This is a genomic window from Vibrio sp. Y176, assembly GCF_033438945.1.
Genome location: NZ_JAWOQS010000004.1, coordinates 364,278 through 384,700 on the forward strand (window position 1 = coordinate 364,278; position 20,423 = coordinate 384,700).

18 protein-coding genes are annotated in these 20,423 nt (G+C 45.3%); 12 read left to right on the forward strand and 6 right to left on the reverse strand.

What is annotated here, in order from left to right; all coding sequences use genetic code 11:
• Nucleotides 1-119 precede the first annotated feature (119 nt).
• Nucleotides 120-986, forward strand: a complete 867-nt coding sequence (locus R7O13_RS12915) for a YicC/YloC family endoribonuclease (RefSeq protein ID WP_151514496.1) — start codon at nucleotides 120-122, stop codon at nucleotides 984-986.
• 55 nt (nucleotides 987-1,041) lie between these two features.
• Here R7O13_RS12915 and R7O13_RS12920 read toward each other — a convergent pair whose 3' ends face one another.
• From R7O13_RS12920 to R7O13_RS12945, 6 genes are all read right to left on the reverse strand, one after another.
• Nucleotides 1,042-1,467 carry a phosphate-starvation-inducible protein PsiE gene (locus tag R7O13_RS12920; protein WP_025768316.1) on the reverse strand — a complete coding sequence of 142 codons (426 nt, stop codon included), beginning with the start codon at nucleotides 1,465-1,467 and terminating at the stop codon, nucleotides 1,042-1,044.
• A 168-nt stretch (nucleotides 1,468-1,635) separates the two neighbouring features.
• Nucleotides 1,636-2,475 carry an ABC transporter ATP-binding protein gene (locus tag R7O13_RS12925; RefSeq protein ID WP_005379372.1) on the reverse strand — a complete coding sequence of 280 codons (840 nt, stop codon included), beginning with the start codon at nucleotides 2,473-2,475 and terminating at the stop codon, nucleotides 1,636-1,638.
• A 35-nt stretch (nucleotides 2,476-2,510) separates the two neighbouring features.
• The gene (locus tag R7O13_RS12930; protein WP_080960121.1) at nucleotides 2,511-3,368 is read right to left on the reverse strand and encodes an ABC transporter ATP-binding protein; all 858 of its coding nucleotides are present in this window, start codon (nucleotides 3,366-3,368) and stop codon (nucleotides 2,511-2,513) included.
• A 9-nt stretch (nucleotides 3,369-3,377) separates the two neighbouring features.
• On the reverse strand, nucleotides 3,378-5,204 hold the full coding sequence (locus R7O13_RS12935; RefSeq protein ID WP_318303999.1) for an extracellular solute-binding protein: 1,827 nt from the start codon (nucleotides 5,202-5,204) through the stop codon (nucleotides 3,378-3,380).
• A 37-nt stretch (nucleotides 5,205-5,241) separates the two neighbouring features.
• On the reverse strand, nucleotides 5,242-6,285 hold the full coding sequence (locus R7O13_RS12940; RefSeq protein ID WP_005379369.1) for an ABC transporter permease: 1,044 nt from the start codon (nucleotides 6,283-6,285) through the stop codon (nucleotides 5,242-5,244).
• Between the two features lies 1 nt (nucleotide 6,286).
• A complete protein-coding gene (locus tag R7O13_RS12945) occupies nucleotides 6,287-7,312 on the reverse strand; it encodes an ABC transporter permease subunit (protein WP_005384771.1) in 1,026 nt (341 codons plus the stop codon).
• Between the two features lie 820 nt (nucleotides 7,313-8,132).
• On the opposite strand from R7O13_RS12945, the gene R7O13_RS12950 reads away from it, so the two are divergent.
• From R7O13_RS12950 to trmH, 11 genes are all read left to right on the forward strand, one after another.
• Nucleotides 8,133-10,733, forward strand: a complete 2,601-nt coding sequence (locus R7O13_RS12950) for a TonB-dependent receptor plug domain-containing protein (RefSeq protein WP_033905922.1) — start codon at nucleotides 8,133-8,135, stop codon at nucleotides 10,731-10,733.
• 65 nt (nucleotides 10,734-10,798) lie between these two features.
• Nucleotides 10,799-11,563, forward strand: a complete 765-nt coding sequence (locus R7O13_RS12955) for a DUF3450 domain-containing protein (protein ID WP_005379365.1) — start codon at nucleotides 10,799-10,801, stop codon at nucleotides 11,561-11,563.
• A 3-nt stretch (nucleotides 11,564-11,566) separates the two neighbouring features.
• Complete coding sequence (locus tag R7O13_RS12960) at nucleotides 11,567-12,928, forward strand: MotA/TolQ/ExbB proton channel family protein (protein WP_318304001.1); 1,362 nt, start codon at nucleotides 11,567-11,569, stop codon at nucleotides 12,926-12,928.
• A 9-nt stretch (nucleotides 12,929-12,937) separates the two neighbouring features.
• The gene (locus tag R7O13_RS12965) at nucleotides 12,938-13,465 is read left to right on the forward strand and encodes a MotA/TolQ/ExbB proton channel family protein (protein ID WP_005379363.1); all 528 of its coding nucleotides are present in this window, start codon (nucleotides 12,938-12,940) and stop codon (nucleotides 13,463-13,465) included.
• Between the two features lie 25 nt (nucleotides 13,466-13,490).
• Entirely contained in the window at nucleotides 13,491-13,898 is a 408-nt protein-coding gene (locus R7O13_RS12970; protein ID WP_005379359.1) for an ExbD/TolR family protein, read from the forward strand.
• Nucleotides 13,899-13,902: 4 nt separating this feature from the next.
• A complete protein-coding gene (locus R7O13_RS12975) occupies nucleotides 13,903-14,535 on the forward strand; it encodes an energy transducer TonB (RefSeq protein ID WP_005379353.1) in 633 nt (210 codons plus the stop codon).
• Between the two features lie 9 nt (nucleotides 14,536-14,544).
• Nucleotides 14,545-15,768 (forward strand): tetratricopeptide repeat protein, encoded by a 1,224-nt coding sequence (locus R7O13_RS12980; RefSeq protein ID WP_017635000.1) that lies wholly within the window; start codon nucleotides 14,545-14,547, stop codon nucleotides 15,766-15,768.
• 448 nt (nucleotides 15,769-16,216) lie between these two features.
• Nucleotides 16,217-16,840 (forward strand): guanylate kinase, encoded by a 624-nt coding sequence (gene gmk, locus R7O13_RS12985; protein ID WP_005379347.1) that lies wholly within the window; start codon nucleotides 16,217-16,219, stop codon nucleotides 16,838-16,840.
• A 181-nt stretch (nucleotides 16,841-17,021) separates the two neighbouring features.
• Nucleotides 17,022-17,294, forward strand: coding sequence for a DNA-directed RNA polymerase subunit omega (rpoZ, locus tag R7O13_RS12990; RefSeq protein ID WP_005379346.1), 273 nt, complete (start codon nucleotides 17,022-17,024; stop codon nucleotides 17,292-17,294).
• Nucleotides 17,295-17,333: 39 nt separating this feature from the next.
• Nucleotides 17,334-19,454, forward strand: a complete 2,121-nt coding sequence (gene spoT / locus R7O13_RS12995; protein WP_005379340.1) for a bifunctional GTP diphosphokinase/guanosine-3',5'-bis pyrophosphate 3'-pyrophosphohydrolase — start codon at nucleotides 17,334-17,336, stop codon at nucleotides 19,452-19,454.
• Nucleotides 19,455-19,506: 52 nt separating this feature from the next.
• Nucleotides 19,507-20,190, forward strand: a complete 684-nt coding sequence (gene trmH, locus R7O13_RS13000; protein ID WP_017635001.1) for a tRNA (guanosine(18)-2'-O)-methyltransferase TrmH — start codon at nucleotides 19,507-19,509, stop codon at nucleotides 20,188-20,190.
• Nucleotides 20,191-20,423 lie beyond the last annotated feature (233 nt).

Genomic DNA, 20,423 nt, shown 5'->3' on the forward strand with positions numbered 1-20,423 from the left:
CCGGATTCATAGGTTACGCATCTGGCACAACATAAACAATCCATACATCCCGCGCACCTATCGACGCAGCGTGATACACTCTTGAAGTAATTTTCAAAAAATGAAGACAGGAAAATTCGATGATTTACAGTATGACAGCGTATGCACGCAAAGAAGTAAAAGGCGATTGGGGTTCTGCGGTATGGGAAATCCGCAGCGTGAACCAGCGTTATTTAGAAACATACTTCCGCATGCCAGAGCAATTTCGCGGGTTAGAGCCCGTTTTACGTGAGCGTTTTCGTAAGCGCTTAGCGCGAGGCAAAGTAGAATGTAATCTACGCTTTGAAGCAAACCCTGCCGCAAAAGGTGAGCTTAGCATCAATGAAGCGCTTGCTAGCCAGGTAATTAAAGCCGCTGAACAAGTCATGCACATGACTGGTGAACTGAGCCGAATCAATCCATTTCAAGTCATGCAATGGCCGGGGGTAATGGAAACGCCAGAGCAAGACATGGATGCGGTAAATAAAGTGCTACTAGAAGCGTTTGATGGCGCAATGGATGAATTTATTGAAGCGCGCGCTCGTGAAGGCGAGAACATGAAGGCGCTAATTGAGCAACGCCTAGAAGCGATCACATCAGAAGTTGTGAAAGTGCGCGCACGCATGCCAGAAATACTAGAGTGGCAACGTGAGCGTCTGTTCTCTAAATTTGAAGATGCGAAAGTAGAGTTAGAACCATCTCGCGTTGAGCAAGAGCTTATCCTTCTGGCACAGAAATCAGACGTAGCAGAAGAGCTAGACCGTCTTGATTCTCACGTAAAAGAAACCACAAACATTCTGAAAAAAGGTGGCGCAGTCGGTCGTCGTCTGGACTTCATGATGCAAGAGTTCAACCGTGAATCGAACACGCTAGCGTCGAAATCCATCAGCACCGACATCACCGCATCGGGCGTTGAACTGAAAGTTCTAATTGAACAGATGCGTGAGCAGATCCAAAACATTGAATGATCTAAAAGTCATCGAGTATTGAAACAAAAAAGCCCCGCTAATACGGGGCTTTCTTTTATTCGTCTTTTTCCAAGGTACTGTTATCAACGTAGGGCCAATAATGGTGCCCAATTCTGATCAGCAAAGTAGCCGCAGCCAAAATAAACGCAGCCAGAGATAACCACACAACCAAAACCGCATCCAGCTCTTTCATTCCGAGTGTGATGTAGCGGGCGATCGCCATCATCGCGATATAGATAGGATAGCGTACCGGAATTTTACCATTCATCACGAACTGCTGCACCATGGCGAGCACTTCCAGATAGATAAACATCAAAAGAATATCTGTGAGTAAGACACGCTTCTCTACAAATACGTGCACAAACTCTTGCATCATGGCGTACAACGTCGCCAAGGTAATAGAGACTAATAACACCGCCTCCAAAATATGGAAGATTTTCAGGAAAGGTCGACTAAAGGATTTCGGTAAATTCGACGGCATGGTCCATTATCCAAACAAAGAAAATAGGCCTTGAGTTTAGCATGCAACGATCTTCAATCAATCAGAATAAACATCAGTGCAAATCGACTCCAAGTCCTGGCATTTGCTTATAAAAACGCTCCGCTTATTTGGCGGAGCGCTTTTGTGTTATAGGACCTGTGGCATCACTTACGCCACTTGCTGCTTTTTTTCAGCTACGCGCTTTTTCTTCCGATATTTAGGGTGAGTGATCGGAATCGCAGATAGGAGTTTTTTGGTGTATTCGTTTTGCGGGTTTGCATAAATTTCTTTAGCACTGCCTGCTTCTACCACTTTACCAAAATACATCACGGCAACTTTGTCAGAAACATGTTTCACCACCGAGAGATCGTGAGAGATAAATATGATCGCCAAGTTCATTTCTTGTTGCAGCTGTAGCAATAGGTTCAAGATTTGCGCCTGTACCGACACATCTAACGCAGATACCGATTCATCACAAATCAGTAATTTAGGCTTCAATGCAATCGCGCGAGCAATACCGATACGCTGCCGTTGTCCGCCTGAAAATTCATGTGGATAACGGTTTACTGCCGTTTCTGGTAATCCCACTTTGATTAAAAGCTCTTTTACCCACTGTTTACGCTCTGTTGGCGTGCCAATTTTATGAATAACAAACGGTTCTTCCAGAATCATACCGATGGTATGACGCTGATTGAGTGACTCCATTGGGTCTTGAAAGACGATTTGCATGTCTTTACGCAGCGAGCGCATCTCTTTAACAGACAATTTAGTGATGTCTTTACCTTCAAAGAAAATCTTACCTTCTGTTGGCTCGTATAACTTTAAGATCGTGCGACCAAGGGTGCTTTTACCACAACCTGACTCACCAACTAGCCCCAGTGTTTCACCTTCAGAAACAGACAGTGAAACCCCGTCTACCGCTTTGATGGTGTAGCCTTTCTTGAACAGCCCTTTACCAGAAACAAAGTGCTGCTTAAGATTTTCAATTCTTAATACTTCTTTTGCCATAACATCCTCTTTTATGACTGGTTCACTTTGCCCAGTTAACTGGCAAACATACTGGCATCAATAGGCTTGATATCGATCATCTGCTTCGGCTCATTATCTAAGCTCGGCATCAACCCCATCAAACGCTCTGTGTATGGGTGCTGCGGGTTATCAAACAACTCAAAAATTTCTGCTTTTTCGACAATACGTCCGCCATACATCACGGCAACATCATCACACACTTCTGCCACAACCCCGAGATCGTGAGTGATGAAGATCATCGCCATGCCCGTTTCTTCCTGAAGCTCGTTCATCAGTTCAAGGATAGACGCCTGAACCGTAACATCCAACGCTGTAGTCGGTTCATCACAAATCAGAATATCCGGCTTACAGGCCAATGCCATCGCGATCATGACACGCTGGCGCATACCACCAGATAGGTTATGGGGATACTCATTCAATCGCTTCTCTGGCATTGGAATTTTTACTTTTGCCAGCATCTCAATCGCGTACGCCTCCCGCTCCTTTTTGTCGAGCTCAGGTCGATGGAGCTCAAGCACTTCACATATTTGACGACCAATGGTGTGCACTGGGTTGAGCGCAGTCATCGGGTCTTGGAAGATGATCGAAATGCGATCGCCACGCATGGCGTACATCTCTTCCGCAGGCAAATCAACTAGGTTGGTGCCGCGATAATTCACTTCACCTTTAATGATGTTGCCATATGGCTTAGGTAATAGCCCCATGATCGACATTGAGGTTACGCTCTTACCACTACCTGACTCTCCCACCAGACCGAGTGTACGTCCAGCTCTCACATCAAAGTTCACACCATGCAGAACCTTCACTGGCCCATCATCGGTGGTAAATTCAACTTCGAGATCTTTAACACTTAGGATTACATCGTTTTCCATAACCAATCCTTACAGCTTATAAGTGTCATCTACGACAACAACAGGTTCAAAAGCTTTGCCTAACTTCATCGCTTGTTTCGTTTCTTTTTTGATATCACTATCAATCCAGTAAGTGCCATCGCCTATGATTGAACCACTGAACAGCGCCTCTGTCATGCGATTCATTGGCTTATCTGGAAACTTTAACCAGCGCCAGTGACCATAGCGGACATAAGGAACCATGTAGCCTGGGACGATAACGTGAGCATCAATGATGTCACGCTGAATCTCATGACCTAGCTGGATCTTTTTATCCATATCCATGCCAAAACGATACTCGATGATCTTTTCATCCAGTTCAGGCGTGCTGTAGTTTGTGAAAGAGTTAGTTTGCGGCTTGTTCGCATTGACTGAATGGAAGTACTCCCAATACGTTGGGATCTCAGACGTACCCATATCTAAGAAAGCCAAATCGTGCTTTTTCTCACGTACGTATTTGAACATGGATGAGCCATCAACTAACTTGAGCTCAATATCCAGCCCTGCTAGCTTGGCTTGCTCACGCAAAAAGGCAATACGAGGAGTATGAACAGGTGTTCCGTAGGTCAGCTCGAAGCTTAAGCGCTCACCTTTATCATTGACACGAATACCATCAGAACCAATTTTGTTAAAGCCTGCGGCTTCGAATGCCTCGGCCGCTTTTGTGGGATCAAACGTCGGTGCCTTAGCATCTGGTAGGGTGTATTTACCATGACCATAACCGGTCGGGTTCGGTTTACGGGAGTAGTCGCCACGCATGACATTCTCTATCATGCCATCAAAGTCAATCGCGTAAGTAATGCCCTTGCGAATGTTTAAATCATCCAGCAAAGGCATCGCGGTGTTCATCCATACACCACCAGCCCCAACTGGAAATTGGTTGTAACCCCAGAACTTTTGAATGTATCCCTTTTGGTAAGGTTCCGTATTCGATTTATCATGCCATAAGCTTGGTAAAACAAGACCAAATGCGTCCAGCTTCCCTTTCTCAAAGTGCTTCATCGCGATATCACTGTCGCGAATCACTGTGATGCGGATTTTGTCGACATTATAACGATGTTGATAATACTTATTGCTGTAACCCCACCAGTCTTCACCGACATGTTTGAAGGTAACACTTTTACCTTTTTTAATGTCATCTAGGTAGTATGCACTGGTCGTTGGTTCACTTTTAAAATTGTAGTAGCGGACAAAGTTGTCATGTATACCGTCACCATTTTCATCTTTTGAAGGGTTAGCATAAAAATGTGCGGGGCGTGGGCGCAGAGCCCCCATTCGTAACAGCAACTCTTCCGGATTGAACTCTTTCGCCGCCTTAACAGCAAACGTATGAGTGTCGTACTTGATAACATCCGCAATCGTTTTGTTGTAGTAATCGTTGTACCAAGGTTCCAAGATGTCCTTGGAACGATAAAACTTCAGCATGAACACGAAATCGTCGGCAGTCACAGGTTTGCCGTCCGACCATTTGGCTTCAGGGTTGAGTTTAAAATAGACCGTTTTGTTGTCACCTGCTAACGCCCACTCGTTAGCAAGCTCAGGGATGAACTCTAAAGTATCTGGGTGGCGGACCACCAAGCCTGGTGTTTCATCTAAGATAAAAGAACGTAGCCCTGCATTAGCGTCTGGACCAACACTACGTAACGTCTGCGGGAAACTTGACATAAAGGTGCGATAAGTCCCTCCACGTTTCGCTTCTGGCGAACCATATTGAGGCTCATCCCAGTTTGTTTGCCAGTTTAAGTCTGTCGGAAGCGTTGCTGACATTGCACCAAAACTCAGGGCGCTCAGCGTGGACGCTAAAAATAATTTCTTCATAAAACTTCCCTTTTTATGTTTTGCTCACAATGCTCGCTTAAACATAGCGTGTGAATTTTTTCGGGTCGAAAGCCGCTCGAATGGCTTCACCAATAAAGGTCACCATTACCAGAACCAGAACTATAGAAGTCACTACTGACGCAACAATCCATGGCGAATCTAAGTTTGACTTACCTTGTTGCAGTAGTTCACCCCAACTTGGCGTTGGTGGCATCAAGCCTAATCCTAGGTAATCGAGAGCAGTCAGTGCTGTGATGTTAGCTGCAATAGTGAAAGGCGCTAGGGTTACAATCATCACCATCGTATTTGGCAAGATGTGATTAAACAAGATACGTCCGGTCGATGCCCCTAAAGCACGAGCCGCCATTACATATTCTCGTGCCGCTTCTTTATAGGTCATGGTCCGCATGTACCATGTCATACCCATCCAAGTGAAAAGCACGTTAATAGCGACAAAGAGAGCAAACGTCGGCTGAACGATTGAGACAAGAATCATAATGACGTACAAAAACGGGACCATTGACCAGATTTCGATAAGTCGCTGTACAAACAAGTCAAATTTACCGCCCCAAAAACCCATAGCACAACCGACTGCAGTACCGATCGCGTAGGAAATGGCCATCGTAAGCAACGCAAATCCCATCGCCGTTCTGAATCCGTAGACGAGTCGCGCCAAAATATCGCGACCTATCACATCTGTACCTAAATAATGCTTATTTTCGGCACTAGGTGCTGTTGGCGGGAAATCACCACTAAAATCTTGTTCGTATGGGTTCCACGGCACAAGCGGCAAAATAACAAAGTTGTCGCCCCCTTCAGCCTCAAACGCTTTTTGCAGTACACGATAATCGGCTTCACTGGATGACTCTTGGCCGAATTCGCTACCTAAACGTACGTCACTGACAACAGGAAAATAGTAGCTACCATCGTACTTGACGACTAGCGCTTTACTGTTGATCAAAAGTTCGGCGAATAGAGAAAGGATCAACATGATAGAAAGAGCAACAAACGACCAATAGCCTCGTTTGATCTCTTTAAAGTGACGAATTTTCTTTTGAGTTAATGGACTAACTTTAATCATGTTACGCTCCAAACTTCACACGTGGGTCGACTAAAGCAACACAAATATCTGAAATGATGTTACCAATGAGAAGTAACAACGCATTAATGGCGACAATACCCATAACAACAGGGTAATCACGCTCCATGATTGATTCGTAACCCAATAAGCCAATGCCATCAATATTGAAGATAACTTCAATCAGGAAGGCACCGGTCATGAAGAACAACAAAGAGTTACCAAAGTGACTCGCGATCGGAATTAAGCTGTTACGCAACGCGTGCTTACGAACTGCTTTTTTGAAAGGTAATCCTTTCGCAATTGCGGTGCGGATGTAATCTGAGGAAAGGTTTTCCATCAGGTTATTTTTCATTGTCATCGTCAGCGTGGCAAAATCACCAATGAGGTAACAGATCAAAGGCAACACCGCATGCCACATAATGTCTTTAGCGCGTTCAAAGAAGGTTTCGTAATCGTCGAAGTCATCGCCGACAAAGCCTCCCATCGGAAACCATTCCAAGTGATAACTAAATAACGTGATCAGCAATACACCCACCACATAACCTGGTAGCGCGTAGCCTACGAAAATGAGTACTGAAGAGGCGGAATCAAACACAGAACCGTGCTTGAGCGCCTTATAGTAACCAAGAGGAATCGAGATAAAATAACTAATAAAGAAGGTCATGCCGCCATAAAACAACGACACTGGCAAACGCTCTGCGATCATGTCCGAGACAGGCTCGTAGTAACGCGTCGACTCGCCAAGATCTAGCATTACCAAACGACTTAACCATTCGACGTACGCTTCCGTTACTGGTTTATCCAGGCCATAAAACGCATTCAGCTCCGCGATTTGATCGTCAGAAAGGGCCGTATTACCACCCGCAGACGTCATTGATGCGGCGCCGTCCCCCTGGGACTGCATTTGTGACAACATGCGTTCAACAGGTCCGCCAGGCACGAAACGAGTGATAGCAAAGATGAGAATAGTTATCCCGAGAAACGTTGGGATAACCAACGCCAAACGGCGTAAAAAGTACGACAGCATATACAACTTGCTCCTTGTCTACTGTCCAGTTCAAACGGAGTGAAAGAGGATATTTTCCGCCCAAAATGGTGCATATTTATCTCGTAGTAACTAAAACTGTTGAAGCACACTCCCTGCGCCTCAAGAGCTAGACTTTTCTACTACTGCAATAATTTCAGCGTCATATTTATCTTGAATCCACATCAGCTTCAAGTGTTTGAAACCAAAACATGACAAACTTCCTTCGATGTCGAAAAACAGAAATGTTTTTGTAAAAAATTATAAAAAACCACAAAAATAATTCATACAGAATATCAATCTAGGCTGTTTAGAGCCAAAACCCTACATAAAAATGCACCATACACACATAAATAGACACATAATCCAAGGTTATATTTGACCTAAAAATACGAGTGAGCCCTTTAACAGCAATGGGTATCATATTTTGATACCACCTAATAAGTTCGAGCTAACAAAGTATGGATTCGATATAAAACTCATCTCAGAACAATTCACTGGAAAAATATCTTTTTCCAGATTCAATTACCCACTAAAAAACCATAGGCAAGATAAGTCATTAAAGTTTATAAGAAACACAAAATACGGTGTTTTATTGAAATTTAATCTCGATGCATAAACCTTATTCGGTTTTTTATTCCGCCTTTTAAACAAAGCCTGGTTATTTACATCTTTTTTACATTTAAGCATCCCCGTTTACCACTGGTTTGACTTCCTTTTTTCATCTCGGTTATACATTGGCCGAACGTTAACGAAATATTAACGTCACATTTGGCCGCTATGCGGCCAGACATAGGAAATAATAATAATCGGAGCAACAAGGATGTATAAAAACACAACCGCTTTATCTGTTGCGATAAGCCTTGCTTTGGGGACAGCAGCAGTTGCAGCCCCAGCAACAGCACTGGCAGAAGAGCAGCAAGTTGAAAAACTTCAAAAGATGAAAGTTACTGGTTCGCGTATCTCCACGACGGATATGGAAGGTCCTTCACCAGTTACTGTTATTAATAGTAAAGACATTGAGTCTAAAGGCTTTAACAGCGCGCAAGACGTATTGAACAGTTTGACCCAAAACACAGGTGGTGTAATGGCTCAAACAGACTCTTTCTCGTTTACACCAGCAGCGCAGTCAGTCAACTTACGTGGCCTTGGCGCGTCACGCACATTGATTCTTATTGATGGCCGTCGTCTTCCTCAATACCCGCTAGCACAAGATGGTACATCTAACTTCCAAGATATCGGCCAAATCCCTGTCGCCGCTATTGAGCGTGTTGAAGTAATGACCGACTCAGGTTCTGCTATCTACGGCTCCGACGCAATCGGTGGTGTCGTAAACTTCATTTTAAAGAAAGACTTTGATGGCGTTTCTGTAAAAGTACGCGCGGGTGACGCGACGGATGGTGGTTACCAAAATGGTCGTTTAGACGTTGTAGCTGGCAAAAACTTTGACGACAAACGTATTCTCTTCGTTGGCCAATTTGCGGGCAACGAAATGCTAAAGCAATCTGACCGAGATGATTGGGCTGGCGATGACGGTTCTAGCCGTTCTCAGCTAAGTGGCTACTCTAGCTACGGTGCAAACTTTGAAGGCGCCAACGGAACACTTCTAACACCAGCTGATGCTGGTTCTTCATGTAAAGAAGTCGTTGGTGATGCCGCGATTGAACGAGCGGATGGAAAGTGTGGTGTTAACCGCTCTGCATACCGAACATTAAAACCAGAAAACAAACAAGTAGACCTACTTTTACGTGGTGAAATGGACATTAACGACAATGTCACTGCCATGGCAGAAGCCCGTTTTGGCTACAAGTCTACAGAATCTGAATTCGAACCTAACCCTTACAGCGTTGAAGTTGATGCCACTCACTTCCGCGGCGAAGGCGAATACACTCGCCGTATGGTCGAATTTGGACCACGCGAAAGTAACACTGAAGCCGATTCTTTTGGCTTAACCTTAGGCTTGAACGGCCTGCTTGCTGATACGTATGATTGGGACCTATCCGCTGGTTACTCTGAGCAAAGCGTTGAAACAAGCAACCCAGCAATCTTCCTAACTCTCGACCAAGCTGTACAAAATGGTGATGTCGATCTTCTAGGGCCTATCTCTCAAGACGTTGTAGACAAATACAGCGGCACTTCAAGCAAAGAAGCCTACTCAAAGCTTTACTCTGTTAACGGCTCACTGGCTGGTGATTTGGTTGAACTTCCTGCAGGTATGTCTGGCTTTGCTGTTTATGGTGAATGGAACCGTACTGACTACAATGAGACGATTGATGCTACAACAGCAGCTGGTGGTTTCTCTGGCCTAGGTGGAACATCAGGCGGCGGTGACCGTGATCAGATTGGTCTTGGTGTTGAAGCTCTTATTCCTATCATTGAAGATTTAGAAATGACTGTCGCTGGTCGTTACGACCACTACTTCGACGACTCGGCAACTGGTGGCGCATTCACTCCTAAAGTAGCCCTAGCATACCGTCCTACTGACACCCTATTGCTACGTGGTAGCTACGGTCTAGGCTTCCGAGCTCCAGACTTGAAGCGACTATTTGGTGATCAAACTCGAGGCTTTGGTTCTGGCTTTGACCCAGAGCTTTGTGCCAACGCTGGTGGTAGCGGCCCACAAGATAAAGATAAGTACCCAGAGTGTGATACTCAGTACTTCGATACGCTTAATGGCCCTAACTCTGAGCTGAAAGAAGAAACAAGTACAAACATTAACTTGGGCCTAGCGTGGGAGCCTGTGGATGATCTTGGTGTAACTGTTGACTGGTACCACATCAAGATGGAAGACGTCGTAACTGCACCAACTTACCAAGATGTAATTAACGATCCAGGTAAATACCCAGGTACTGAAGTCGTTCGTAACCCAGATGGCACCATCAAGTCGGTATCCTATGGTCCAGTGAACCAGTCGTATGAAGAGCGTTCTGGTATTGACCTAGCGATCAAATACGCATACGACACTAATGAGTTCGGTTCATTTAACACGCGTGTTGCTGTAACGAAGATCTTGATTGCTGAATATCAAGAAAACGACAGCGAGCCTGTAACGGATGAAAGAGATTTCATGCCTGAATACACCGCAACGTTAAATCTTGGCTGGGCATATGAAGATGTCGCTATCAACCTATTTGGTAAATACCGCGACCGTATGTGTTCAAGCTACGCAAACCGTTACTACTTTGATGACTGTGATTCTGCTAAAAAAGCGGGTTACAAAGCAGAAATCGCTAGTATGACAACGTGGAACCTAACGGCTTCTTACCAATTCAACGAGAGTGGTCGTGTAACTCTTGGTGCTATCAACATGTTTGACAAAGTACCGCCTGCAGATCCTCTAAGCGATACCTCTCCATTCTATGCAACTGGGTATGACGATCCAATCGGACGTCAGCTATACGTCGAGGCATCGTACGACTTCTAAAAAATATTTGGCGCGGGTTTTCCGCGCCCTTTTCGACTGACTAAAACACTGACAAGGATGCAACCATGAAATTCAAGGAATTTGGTCTCAGTGCCATAGCTGCAGCATTGCTTACTATCAGTAGTAGCTCTATAGCGGCCAACTCTGGTGCTGTCGTTTCCACACAAGCAAAAGCAAATCAATCTTCAGAAGCTTCGCAACAAAAAATCGACAATTATGCCGAAAGTACTGAAGGCATGTTGGCAGAATACAAAGGCTTACTACGTCAAATCGACAGCATGAAAGTCTACAACGAGCAAATTAATCGTATGGTTCAATCACAGCAAGGTGAATTGGACTCATTAAATAACCAAATTGCTCAGATCGATCAAACGGCAACAGAAGTAGTGCCACTAACACTTAAAATGATCGATGCACTCGATGAGTTTGTGACTCTCGATCTGCCTTTCCAGAAAAAAGAACGTAATAAACGTGTCCAAGAACTGCGTCGTCTCATGGATCGCGCCGACGTAACAACTTCTGAGAAATTCCGTAAAGTGATGGAAGCCTACCAAATTGAAGAAGGCTTCTCTCGCTCAATTGAATCTTACAAAGCTAGCCTAGATAGAAATGGGGAAACCGTGACTTACGACTTCCTACGTATTGGTCGCACGGCGCTTTTATTCCAATCTCCAGACGGTGGTGAGACAGGTATGTGGAACCAACAAACACGTCAATGGGAAACATTACCGGAAAGCTACCGCATAGCGGTACAGCAAGGCCTTCGTATCGCGAAGAAGCAAGCGCCACCAGCGCTAATCAAATTGCCTGTATATGCTGGGGAGGAATAAGAGATGAAAGGATTCAAAACTCTAGCCGCTGGTCTACTAGCGAGCTTATTTATGGCTTCAGGCGTACAAGCAGAAACGCCTAAAAACCTATCTGAACTACTCAAAAACGTAAAATCAGAAAGCATCGTTGAGTCAAAAGAGAACAAAGCCCGTGAAGCTGAGTTCAAGAACAACCGAGATAAGCAAGCAGCATTATTGCAACAGGCTCGTGAAGAGTTAGCTGCGCAGCAAGCACTGGGCGATCAACTTAAAGCGACATTTGATGAAAACGATAAGCAGCTGACTGAACTAACAGAAACCTTACGTGTTCGCTCTGGTACTTTGGGCGAAATGTTTGGTGTGGTCCGCCAATATGCGGGCGAGTTTAAGGGCTTATTTGCTGCCTCTCAAAACGCTGTTCATTTCCCAGAGCGTGACGCTCTACTAACGAAACTGGCTGAAAGCAAAGAACTGCCATCAACACAAGAGCTAGAAGCATTCTGGCATACCATTCTTCAACAAGTGGTTGCCTCAGGCGAGACAGCAACAACCCAAGCAACGGTTGTTTATGGCGAAGGTAAAGAAGCGGTTCGCGATGTTACTCTTGTCGGTGAATTTAACGCGATTGCCGATGGTAAGTACGTTACTTATGTACCTCAAACAGGTAAGTTCGAAGAACTCTCTCGACAGCCTCGCACCAATATTACACGTCATGTTGCGGGCTTTGAGTCAGCGTCAAACAGCTATGAGCCACTGTTTATTGACCCATCCCGTGGTGTAATTCTGTCTCTACTTGTACAAAGCCCTACCGTTCAAGAACGTATTGATCAAGGTGGCATTGTAGGTTACGTCATCCTTGGTATGGGTGCAGTTGGCGCTATCATTGCTCTAGTTTGCTTCCTACGCCTTCAAGTGATTGGCGGTAAAATGCGTAAGCAAGCGAAATCAGAAACCGTGATTCCTGGTAACCCTCTGGGTGAAGTTATCCAAGCTTACCAAGAACACAAAGGTGACAACCTTGAAGATCTTGAAGCGAAACTGGACGAAATCATCCTACGTAACGCACCGAGCATTGAACGCTTTATCAGCTCAATCAAACTGTTCGCTTCTGTAGCACCACTTCTAGGTCTACTGGGTACGGTTATGGGTATGATCGGTACGTTCCAAGCAATCACACTATTTGGTACAGGTGATCCTAAGCTAATGGCTGGCGGTATCTCTGAAGCACTTGTTACTACGATGCTTGGTCTGGTTGTCGCAATTCCTCTACTGTTCCTGTACACCATCGTACACAGTAAAGGTCGTCGTTTGGTTCAAACTCTTGAAGAACAGAGTGCAGGCTTCATCGCTCGCTATCAGGAAAAACTACATAAAGCCGAAAGCTAAGGAGGCGTTATGTGGTGGTTAGTTGGAGAACTTGAATCAATTAGGCGCTTCTTGGGAATGGGTGGCGATGTACTCGTCGCCATCTTCATCCTCAGCTTTATGCTTTGGGCAGTATTGTTAGAACGTTGGTTCTATTTTGCTGCCGTCGCTCCAAAAGCCATGAAAAAAGCCGTTGGCTCATGGCAGGGGCGATCAGAGCACCAGAGCTGGAACGCTAAGATGATCCGACAAGAAATTGTTTCTCGTCAGGACATTGAGAATAAAAAGGGCCTGCCAATCGTGAAAGTGTTGATTGCGCTTTGTCCCTTACTGGGTTTGCTCGGCACCGTTGTTGGCATGATCCAAGTATTCGACATCTTAGCGGTAACAGGAACAGGAAGCCCTCGAGCAATGGCCTCGGGGATCTCAAAGGCAACAATCCCAACTTTAGCCGGGATGGTGGCTTCTCTATCAGGACTGTTCTTTAGTTCACGTCTTGATCATTTAGCCAAAGTCACAACGCAAAAGCTGGAAGATAAGCTAAAGCATATTGCCTGAGTAAATGGAATTAGAGGTATAGGACATGAAAAGACGCTATAGCAGTGATAGCAGTGATGAAACCGCTATCGATATGACACCGATGCTCGACATCGTATTCATCATGTTGATCTTCTTTATCGTAACAACATCGTTCGTAAAAGAAGCTGGTCTAGAAGTAAACCGCCCGACAGCAAGCTCTGCGCAAACCGTGAAAAAAGGTAACATCATGGTCGCAGTTGGTGCGGCGGGTGATGTTTGGGTTGATAAACGCCGCATCGAAGTGGACGCGGTTCGCGCGAATATTGAACGTCTTCGTGCAGAAAGCCCTGATGGCGCAGTTGTTATCCAAGCCGACACTGAAGCAAATGCTGGCGTAGTCGTGAAGGTTATGGACCAGATCAAAATGGCAGGTGTAGAAAGCATCTCCATTGCCGCAACCAATAAGGATTAAGCTTATGCGGTATCTGGCCTCAATTGCACTGGCGCTCATTGTCTCCCTCGGGTTGTTCTGGGGGATGGACAAGCTAGTAAACAAAGAGCGCCACGAGTTAGTGTCGAATGATGACCTGCGTATGGTCGAGTTTATTCGCATTAAACCAGACGAAAAAATACAGGAGAAAAAACGCGAACTTCCAAAGCCACCACCGCCTAAGCGTCCGCCGCCGCCGCCAGAAATGAAAGTGACAGCGACAGTAAAACCGGTGATGGAGCAGACCCCAATGGATATGCCAAAGCTTGACCTACCCGTAAATGTTACAGGTGGTTCGGTGCTTGGACATTATAGCCAGGGTGGAGGTGCGCAACTCGCGGGTAGCGGAGGTCCAACACCTCTAGCGACATTCCAACCTCAAATGCCTAGGAAGGCTGCGAAAGCAGGAATAGAAAAAGGGGTCGTCTTATTAGAGTTTACTGTAAACGCACGTGGTGCCGTAGAGGACATCAAAGTTCTTAAAGAGCAACCACGACGCTTAGGCCTCGGTCGAGCGGCAAGAAAAACAGTCTCTAAATGGACATTTAAACCAAAATTGGTTGACGGGAAACCTGTTAGCTCGCGCCTATCGCAAGAAATAGAGTTCTCAACCAATTAAGGAGTCACGATGAAAAGTTTATGGAAAAGCAAAGTGGCTTCTTTAATTCTCTTCGCAGGAGTGGCAATGACCGCTCCTACGATGGCAAAAGAAGCTCCTCAGTTATCAGATCGGACATTTCGAACCGTTAACAAAGTGCAAGAGTTGATCGCAACTGAAAAATATTCAGCAGCGAAAGAAAAACTAGCAAGCGCTTTAGAAAGCACAAGTTCGAAAAAATACGACCGAGCAGTTTTACTTCAGCAGACTGGCTTTTTGTATTCGCTACAAGACAATTATGTGCAAGCAGCAAAATACTTTGCCGAAGCATTACAGCTCGACGCACTTCCCGTTCCTGTTGCTCAACAAGTTCGCTACAGCTTGGCTCAGCTTTACCTAGCTGAAGAAAAGTATACGTTGTCTGTAAAAACGATGAAGGAATGGTTCAAGGTTGCAGAAACAACCAAAGAGAAGCCTCAAGCTCATGCTTATATCACGTTAGCGAGCGCTTATGTTCAGTTGGAAGATTACAGAAATGCAATCCCACCAACCAAAAAAGCCATCGCGATGAGCAAGAGCCCAAGTGAGTCTTGGTACTTAATTCTCGTTGCATCTCACTACGAGTTAGGCCAGCTGAAAAGCGTTGCCAGTGTACTCAAAACTCTGACTTCAAAGTACCCTCAGAAAAAGCGTTACTGGATGCAACTTTCTGGTGTCTACATGGAGCTAGGTCAAGAGCGCAACTCTCTAGCCACCCTAGAAATGGTTTACAAAATGGGGAAACTAGAAGGAGAGAAGGAATATTTACGCTTTGTAAACTTCTTGGCTTATCAAGGTATTCCATATAAAGCAGCCAAAACTCTTGAAAAGGAAATGGCAGCTGGAAACATTGAAAAGACGAAGGAAAACTATGACCGCCTAGCCAGCTTCTGGCAGCAAGCTAAAGAGCTAGATAAATCAATTCTCGCTTATAAAAAGTCATATAACCTAGCTCCTTCTGCTAAAACGCAAATTCAGATTGCTCGCTTAATGATACAAGACAAGCAGTATTCTGAAGCAACTCGTTTTGTAGAAAGCGCGGCATCCAGTGCCTCTAAAGAGCAAAAGGCAGAACTTGAATACATTCGCGGGATGGCCTATTTCGAGCTTAAGCAGCCACAAAAGGCCTTGCAGGCGATGAAAGGCGCTGCTCAATCGCCAAAATTCAGGTCAACCGTTAGCCCTTGGATAAATTTCCTAGAGTCTCAAGGATAATTCGAAGATTAAGTGTGAGTCAGTCGCACGCCTGGGGAAGTGAAAGCTTCCCCTTTTTTCCGTCTTATCATTATTAACCCCTATTTTTAACCAGAGTCACTCACGCAAGCCAAATAGGGACTCTAAACCTAAAATCAGCACACTAAACGGTTGTAGAAATGGTTTTAATAACAGAGTGCGCGGATGGTAAGTCCTGTATCACGCTCCTTCTTCGCTGTTTAGGAACACTCTGGCGTAAGTAACTATTTCATCAGAGACGATCACAGACAGAAAGATCAACTGGTAACAAAATAGAGATCATGATACTCTTCGCCTCCATTTTTCTGGCGGGATTATCACCAATATCCACCCCTTTGGTGGTTGATTTCTCAATGCCAGTACTATCGTTATAAGAATGTCGAACTTTCCTTCGGCACTCAATCAATCCAATCAAAAGTGGAACAGTACAATGGGCAAAGGTACTCTCTATATCGTATCTGCACCTAGCGGCGCAGGTAAATCTAGCTTGATCTCAGCGATGTTGGAACGCAACCCAACCTACGCAATGAAAGTGTCTGTGTCTCACACCACGCGCAACATGCGACCTGGTGAAGAAAATGGTGTCCACTACCATTTTGTAGCGAAAGATGAGTTTGAAGCCCTGATCGCTAAAGGTGACTTCCTAGAATACGCAGAAGTGTTTGGTAATTATTACGGCACATCTCGTGTATGGATTGAAGAAACATTAAATAAAGGTATCGACGTTTTTCTAGATATCGACTGGCAAGGCGCACGCCAAATCCGTGAACAAATGCCAGAAGCCAAAAGCATCTTCATCCTGCCACCATCAAACGGTGAGTTAGAGCGTCGCTTGAACACTCGTGGTCAAGATAGCGATGAAGTGATCGCAAAGCGTATGGCTGAAGCCAAGTCGGAAATATCTCATTACAACGAGTACGACTACGTGATCGTAAACGACGATTTTGATACCGCTTTGATGGATTTTAAAGCTATCTTGCGTGCTGAAAGATTGAAGGAAGAAAAGCAAGCTGCTAAATATAAAGGTATGCTTGACGCGTTGTTAGCAGAGTAACTTCAAAAAAGTCACGCTGTAAAACATAAAGAATTTCCCGTTTTTTGCCCAGTGCGAAAAACACGATAAACTACCTGAGAAAGTCCACAAACGGTGGCTTGTCTAATTGCTAGTAAATAAAGTAGTTAGGTTGTATACTTTCTCGTCATTCTAAAATTTTAGTTAACTATTTGGAGTCCTCATGGCACGCGTAACTGTTCAAGACGCTGTTGAAAAAGTTGGCAACCGTTTCGACCTAGTACTGATTGCGGCTCGCCGCGCTCGTCAAATGCAAACTGGCGGTAAAGATGCACTAGTGCCAGAAGAGAACGATAAGCCAACGGTTATCGCTCTACGCGAAATCGAAGAAGGTTTAATTACTAAAGAAGTTCTAGACGCTCGTGAACGTCAAGAACAGCAAGAGCAAGAAGCGGCAGAGCTAGCGGCAGTAAGCAGCATCGCTCACAACCGTTAATTCTGACTTTAGAATTCAACAACCTCCCGGGCCTATAATTTGTATCTATTCGATAGCCTCAAAGACGTTGCCCAAGAATACCTAACAGAGCCTCAGATTGAGGCTCTGCGTCAATCTTATGTGGTAGCGAGAGATGCCCATGAAGGGCAAACCCGCTCTAGCGGTGAACCATACATCATCCACCCTGTCGCTGTGGCTCGTATCTTGGCCGAAATGCGCCTTGATATCGAAACCCTCCAAGCTGCTTTGCTGCATGACGTCATTGAAGACTGTGATGTAACTAAAGAAGATCTCGAAGAGAAATTCGGCAACACTGTCGCAGAATTGGTTGATGGTGTATCTAAACTGGACAAACTCAAATTCCGCGATAGGAAAGAGGCTCAGGCTGAGAACTTTCGTAAGATGGTTCTGGCCATGGTGCAAGATATCCGCGTCATTCTGATCAAACTGGCTGACCGCACGCACAACATGCGTACGCTTGGCGCGCTTCGACCAGATAAAAAGCGTCGTATTGCTCGTGAAACGTTAGAAATTTACGCGCCCCTCGCTCATCGTCTTGGTATTCACAATATCAAAACCGAACTCGAAGAGTTGGGCTTTGAGGCGCTATATCCCAACCGCTACCGCGTACTAAAAGAAGTGGTTAAAGCCGCACGTGGTAATCGTAAAGAGATGATCCAACGCATTCACAGCGAAATAGAAGGCCGTCTGCAAGATTTTGGCTTGAATGCTCGCGTCGTTGGTCGTGAGAAAAACCTGTTCTCTATCTACAACAAGATGAAAACCAAAGAACAGCGCTTTCACACCATCATGGATATCTATGCGTTCCGAGTCGTTGTTGATACCGCTGATACTTGTTATCGCGTTTTAGGCCAAGTACACAGCTTGTATAAGCCACGTCCTGGTCGCATGAAAGATTACATCGCGGTACCAAAGGCGAACGGCTATCAATCGCTACACACTTCCATGGTTGGCCCACACGGCGTACCTGTTGAAGTTCAGATCCGCACTGAAGATATGGATCAAATGGCGGACAAAGGTGTCGCGGCACACTGGTCTTACAAAGACAAAGGCGACAAGTCTGGTACCACTGCGCAAGTGAAAGCTCAGCGTTGGATGCAAAGCCTGTTAGAGCTACAACAAAGCGCGGGTAACTCATTCGAATTCATTGAAAACGTAAAATCCGATCTTTTCCCAGATGAGATTTACGTCTTCACACCAAAAGGTCGTATCGTTGAACTACCTTTAGGCGCAACGGCTGTCGACTTTGCCTATGCCGTACATACCGATGTAGGCAACTCTTGTGTTGGTGCTCGTGTTGATCGTAACCCTTACCCATTGAGTAAGGCATTGAAAAACGGTCAGACAGTGGAAATTATCAGTGCCCCTGGTGCGCGTCCGAATGCGGCATGGCTGAACTATGTCGTGACTTCTCGTGCCCGCACTAAGATTCGACAAGTACTGAAAACGATGCGTCGTGAAGAGTCGATTACTTTAGGTCGTCGCCTACTTAATCACGCACTTGGCCGTCACTCGATTGATTCAATTTATCCAGAAAATATCCAAGAAGTCTTGAATGATCTTCGCCTAGAAAGCATCGATGATTTATTGGCTGCTATTGGATTGGGTGAGTTGATGAGCATTGTGATCGCACGTCGTCTCCTTGGTGACACCGAAGAGCTCACGACAACAAGTTCAATCCCAACGGACTCGAAGAAGAAGCTTCCGATTCGTGGCGCAGAAGGCTTATTGCTGACGTTTGCAAATTGTTGTCATCCTATCCCAGATGATCACATTATTGCTCACGTATCGCCTGGTCGTGGTTTGGTTGTTCACCGAGAAACATGTCCGAACGTTCGTGGTTATCAGAAAGAGCCAGACCGTTATATGGCTGTCGCTTGGTCTGAAGACTACGATAAAGAGTTCATTGCTGAACTTAAAGTCGACATGCTTAACAACCAAGGTGCTCTTGCAGAACTTACCAACGTGATCTCGAAAACAGGATCAAACATTCATGGCCTTTCAACGGAAGAACGTGATGGTCGTCTATACACTGTGACTGTGCTGTTGACGACGAAAGATCGTGTCCACCTTGCTGGTATCATGCGTAAGATTAAGGCAATGCCTCAAGCAACCCGAGTCAGACGCAGAAAGAACTAACCTCTATCGCCACCTACTCTGTTAGGTGGCGATTTTTTATACCTCAATAAATATGAACCTAGAACGTTACAACCGTATTCACCAAGTCCTAAAAACTCGCCAAACTGATCTGACACTTTGTCTCGAAGAAGTACATAAGCCAAACAACGTCTCTGCAGTGATCCGCACCGCTGACGCGACAGGCTTACACAAAGTTCACGCAATTTGGCCAGACAAAATGCGTACGCTGAGCCATACCTCAGCTGGCGCGCGTAACTGGGTTGAAGTGGATACTCACGATTCGATTGAAACTGCGATTACCGAACTCAAAGCGCAAGGTATGCAGGTTTTGGTGACCAATCTTTCGGACACCGCCGTCGATTTTCGCGAGATCGACTACACCAGACCAACGGCAATCATTTTAGGCAGTGAAAAAGTTGGCGCTTCGGAGCAAGCCAAACAGCTTGCCGATCAAGACATTATTATCCCAATGGTGGGCATGGTGCAGTCACTAAACGTATCGGTTGCCAGTGCCGTAATTTTGTATGAAGCGCAACGTCAACGTGAAGCCGCAGGCATGTACGACCGAGAAGAAAGCGCTCTGCCTAAAGAGACAATCAACCGTATTCTCTTTGAACGTGGTCACCCAGTGCTGGCAAAGGTCGCGAAACGAAAAGGGCTCGTTTACCCACCACTCGATGAAGAAGGTCAAATCATCGCCGATGACGCGTGGTGGCAAGAGATGCAAAGCAAGTAACAGACTTTCGTCATCCTGAACGGCGGCGAAGGAGCGTGGTTCAGGATCTAATTCTCAAATATACAGATGCTGATTGTGTTAACTTCAGCGACATACTTGTTGGAAATAGAATCCTGATGTCGCTAAAGCTCCTCGGAATGATAGGTTATCAGTCAAATCATGACACTAACTAAAGCATGACTATTTTTTCCTGTACAAAAACACAGCTCCATGGTTAACATACTGCTATGTTA

Excerpts from the sequence above, each read along its gene's own strand:
- R7O13_RS12915 (WP_151514496.1), top strand. The coding sequence starts at position 120 with ATGATTTACAGTATGACAGCGTATGCACGCAAAGAAGTAAAAGGCGAT.
- R7O13_RS12920 (WP_025768316.1), bottom strand. The coding sequence starts at position 1,467 with ATGCCGTCGAATTTACCGAAATCCTTTAGTCGACCTTTCCTGAAAATC.
- R7O13_RS12925 (WP_005379372.1), bottom strand. The coding sequence starts at position 2,475 with ATGGCAAAAGAAGTATTAAGAATTGAAAATCTTAAGCAGCACTTTGTT.
- R7O13_RS12930 (WP_080960121.1), bottom strand. The coding sequence starts at position 3,368 with ATGGAAAACGATGTAATCCTAAGTGTTAAAGATCTCGAAGTTGAATTT.
- R7O13_RS12935 (WP_318303999.1), bottom strand. The coding sequence starts at position 5,204 with ATGAAGAAATTATTTTTAGCGTCCACGCTGAGCGCCCTGAGTTTTGGT.
- R7O13_RS12940 (WP_005379369.1), bottom strand. The coding sequence starts at position 6,285 with ATGATTAAAGTTAGTCCATTAACTCAAAAGAAAATTCGTCACTTTAAA.
- R7O13_RS12945 (WP_005384771.1), bottom strand. The coding sequence starts at position 7,312 with ATGCTGTCGTACTTTTTACGCCGTTTGGCGTTGGTTATCCCAACGTTT.
- R7O13_RS12950 (WP_033905922.1), top strand. The coding sequence starts at position 8,133 with ATGTATAAAAACACAACCGCTTTATCTGTTGCGATAAGCCTTGCTTTG.
- R7O13_RS12955 (WP_005379365.1), top strand. The coding sequence starts at position 10,799 with ATGAAATTCAAGGAATTTGGTCTCAGTGCCATAGCTGCAGCATTGCTT.
- R7O13_RS12960 (WP_318304001.1), top strand. The coding sequence starts at position 11,567 with ATGAAAGGATTCAAAACTCTAGCCGCTGGTCTACTAGCGAGCTTATTT.
- R7O13_RS12965 (WP_005379363.1), top strand. The coding sequence starts at position 12,938 with ATGTGGTGGTTAGTTGGAGAACTTGAATCAATTAGGCGCTTCTTGGGA.
- R7O13_RS12970 (WP_005379359.1), top strand. The coding sequence starts at position 13,491 with ATGAAAAGACGCTATAGCAGTGATAGCAGTGATGAAACCGCTATCGAT.
- R7O13_RS12975 (WP_005379353.1), top strand. The coding sequence starts at position 13,903 with ATGCGGTATCTGGCCTCAATTGCACTGGCGCTCATTGTCTCCCTCGGG.
- R7O13_RS12980 (WP_017635000.1), top strand. The coding sequence starts at position 14,545 with ATGAAAAGTTTATGGAAAAGCAAAGTGGCTTCTTTAATTCTCTTCGCA.
- gmk (WP_005379347.1), top strand. The coding sequence starts at position 16,217 with ATGGGCAAAGGTACTCTCTATATCGTATCTGCACCTAGCGGCGCAGGT.
- rpoZ (WP_005379346.1), top strand. The coding sequence starts at position 17,022 with ATGGCACGCGTAACTGTTCAAGACGCTGTTGAAAAAGTTGGCAACCGT.
- trmH (WP_017635001.1), top strand. The coding sequence starts at position 19,507 with ATGAACCTAGAACGTTACAACCGTATTCACCAAGTCCTAAAAACTCGC.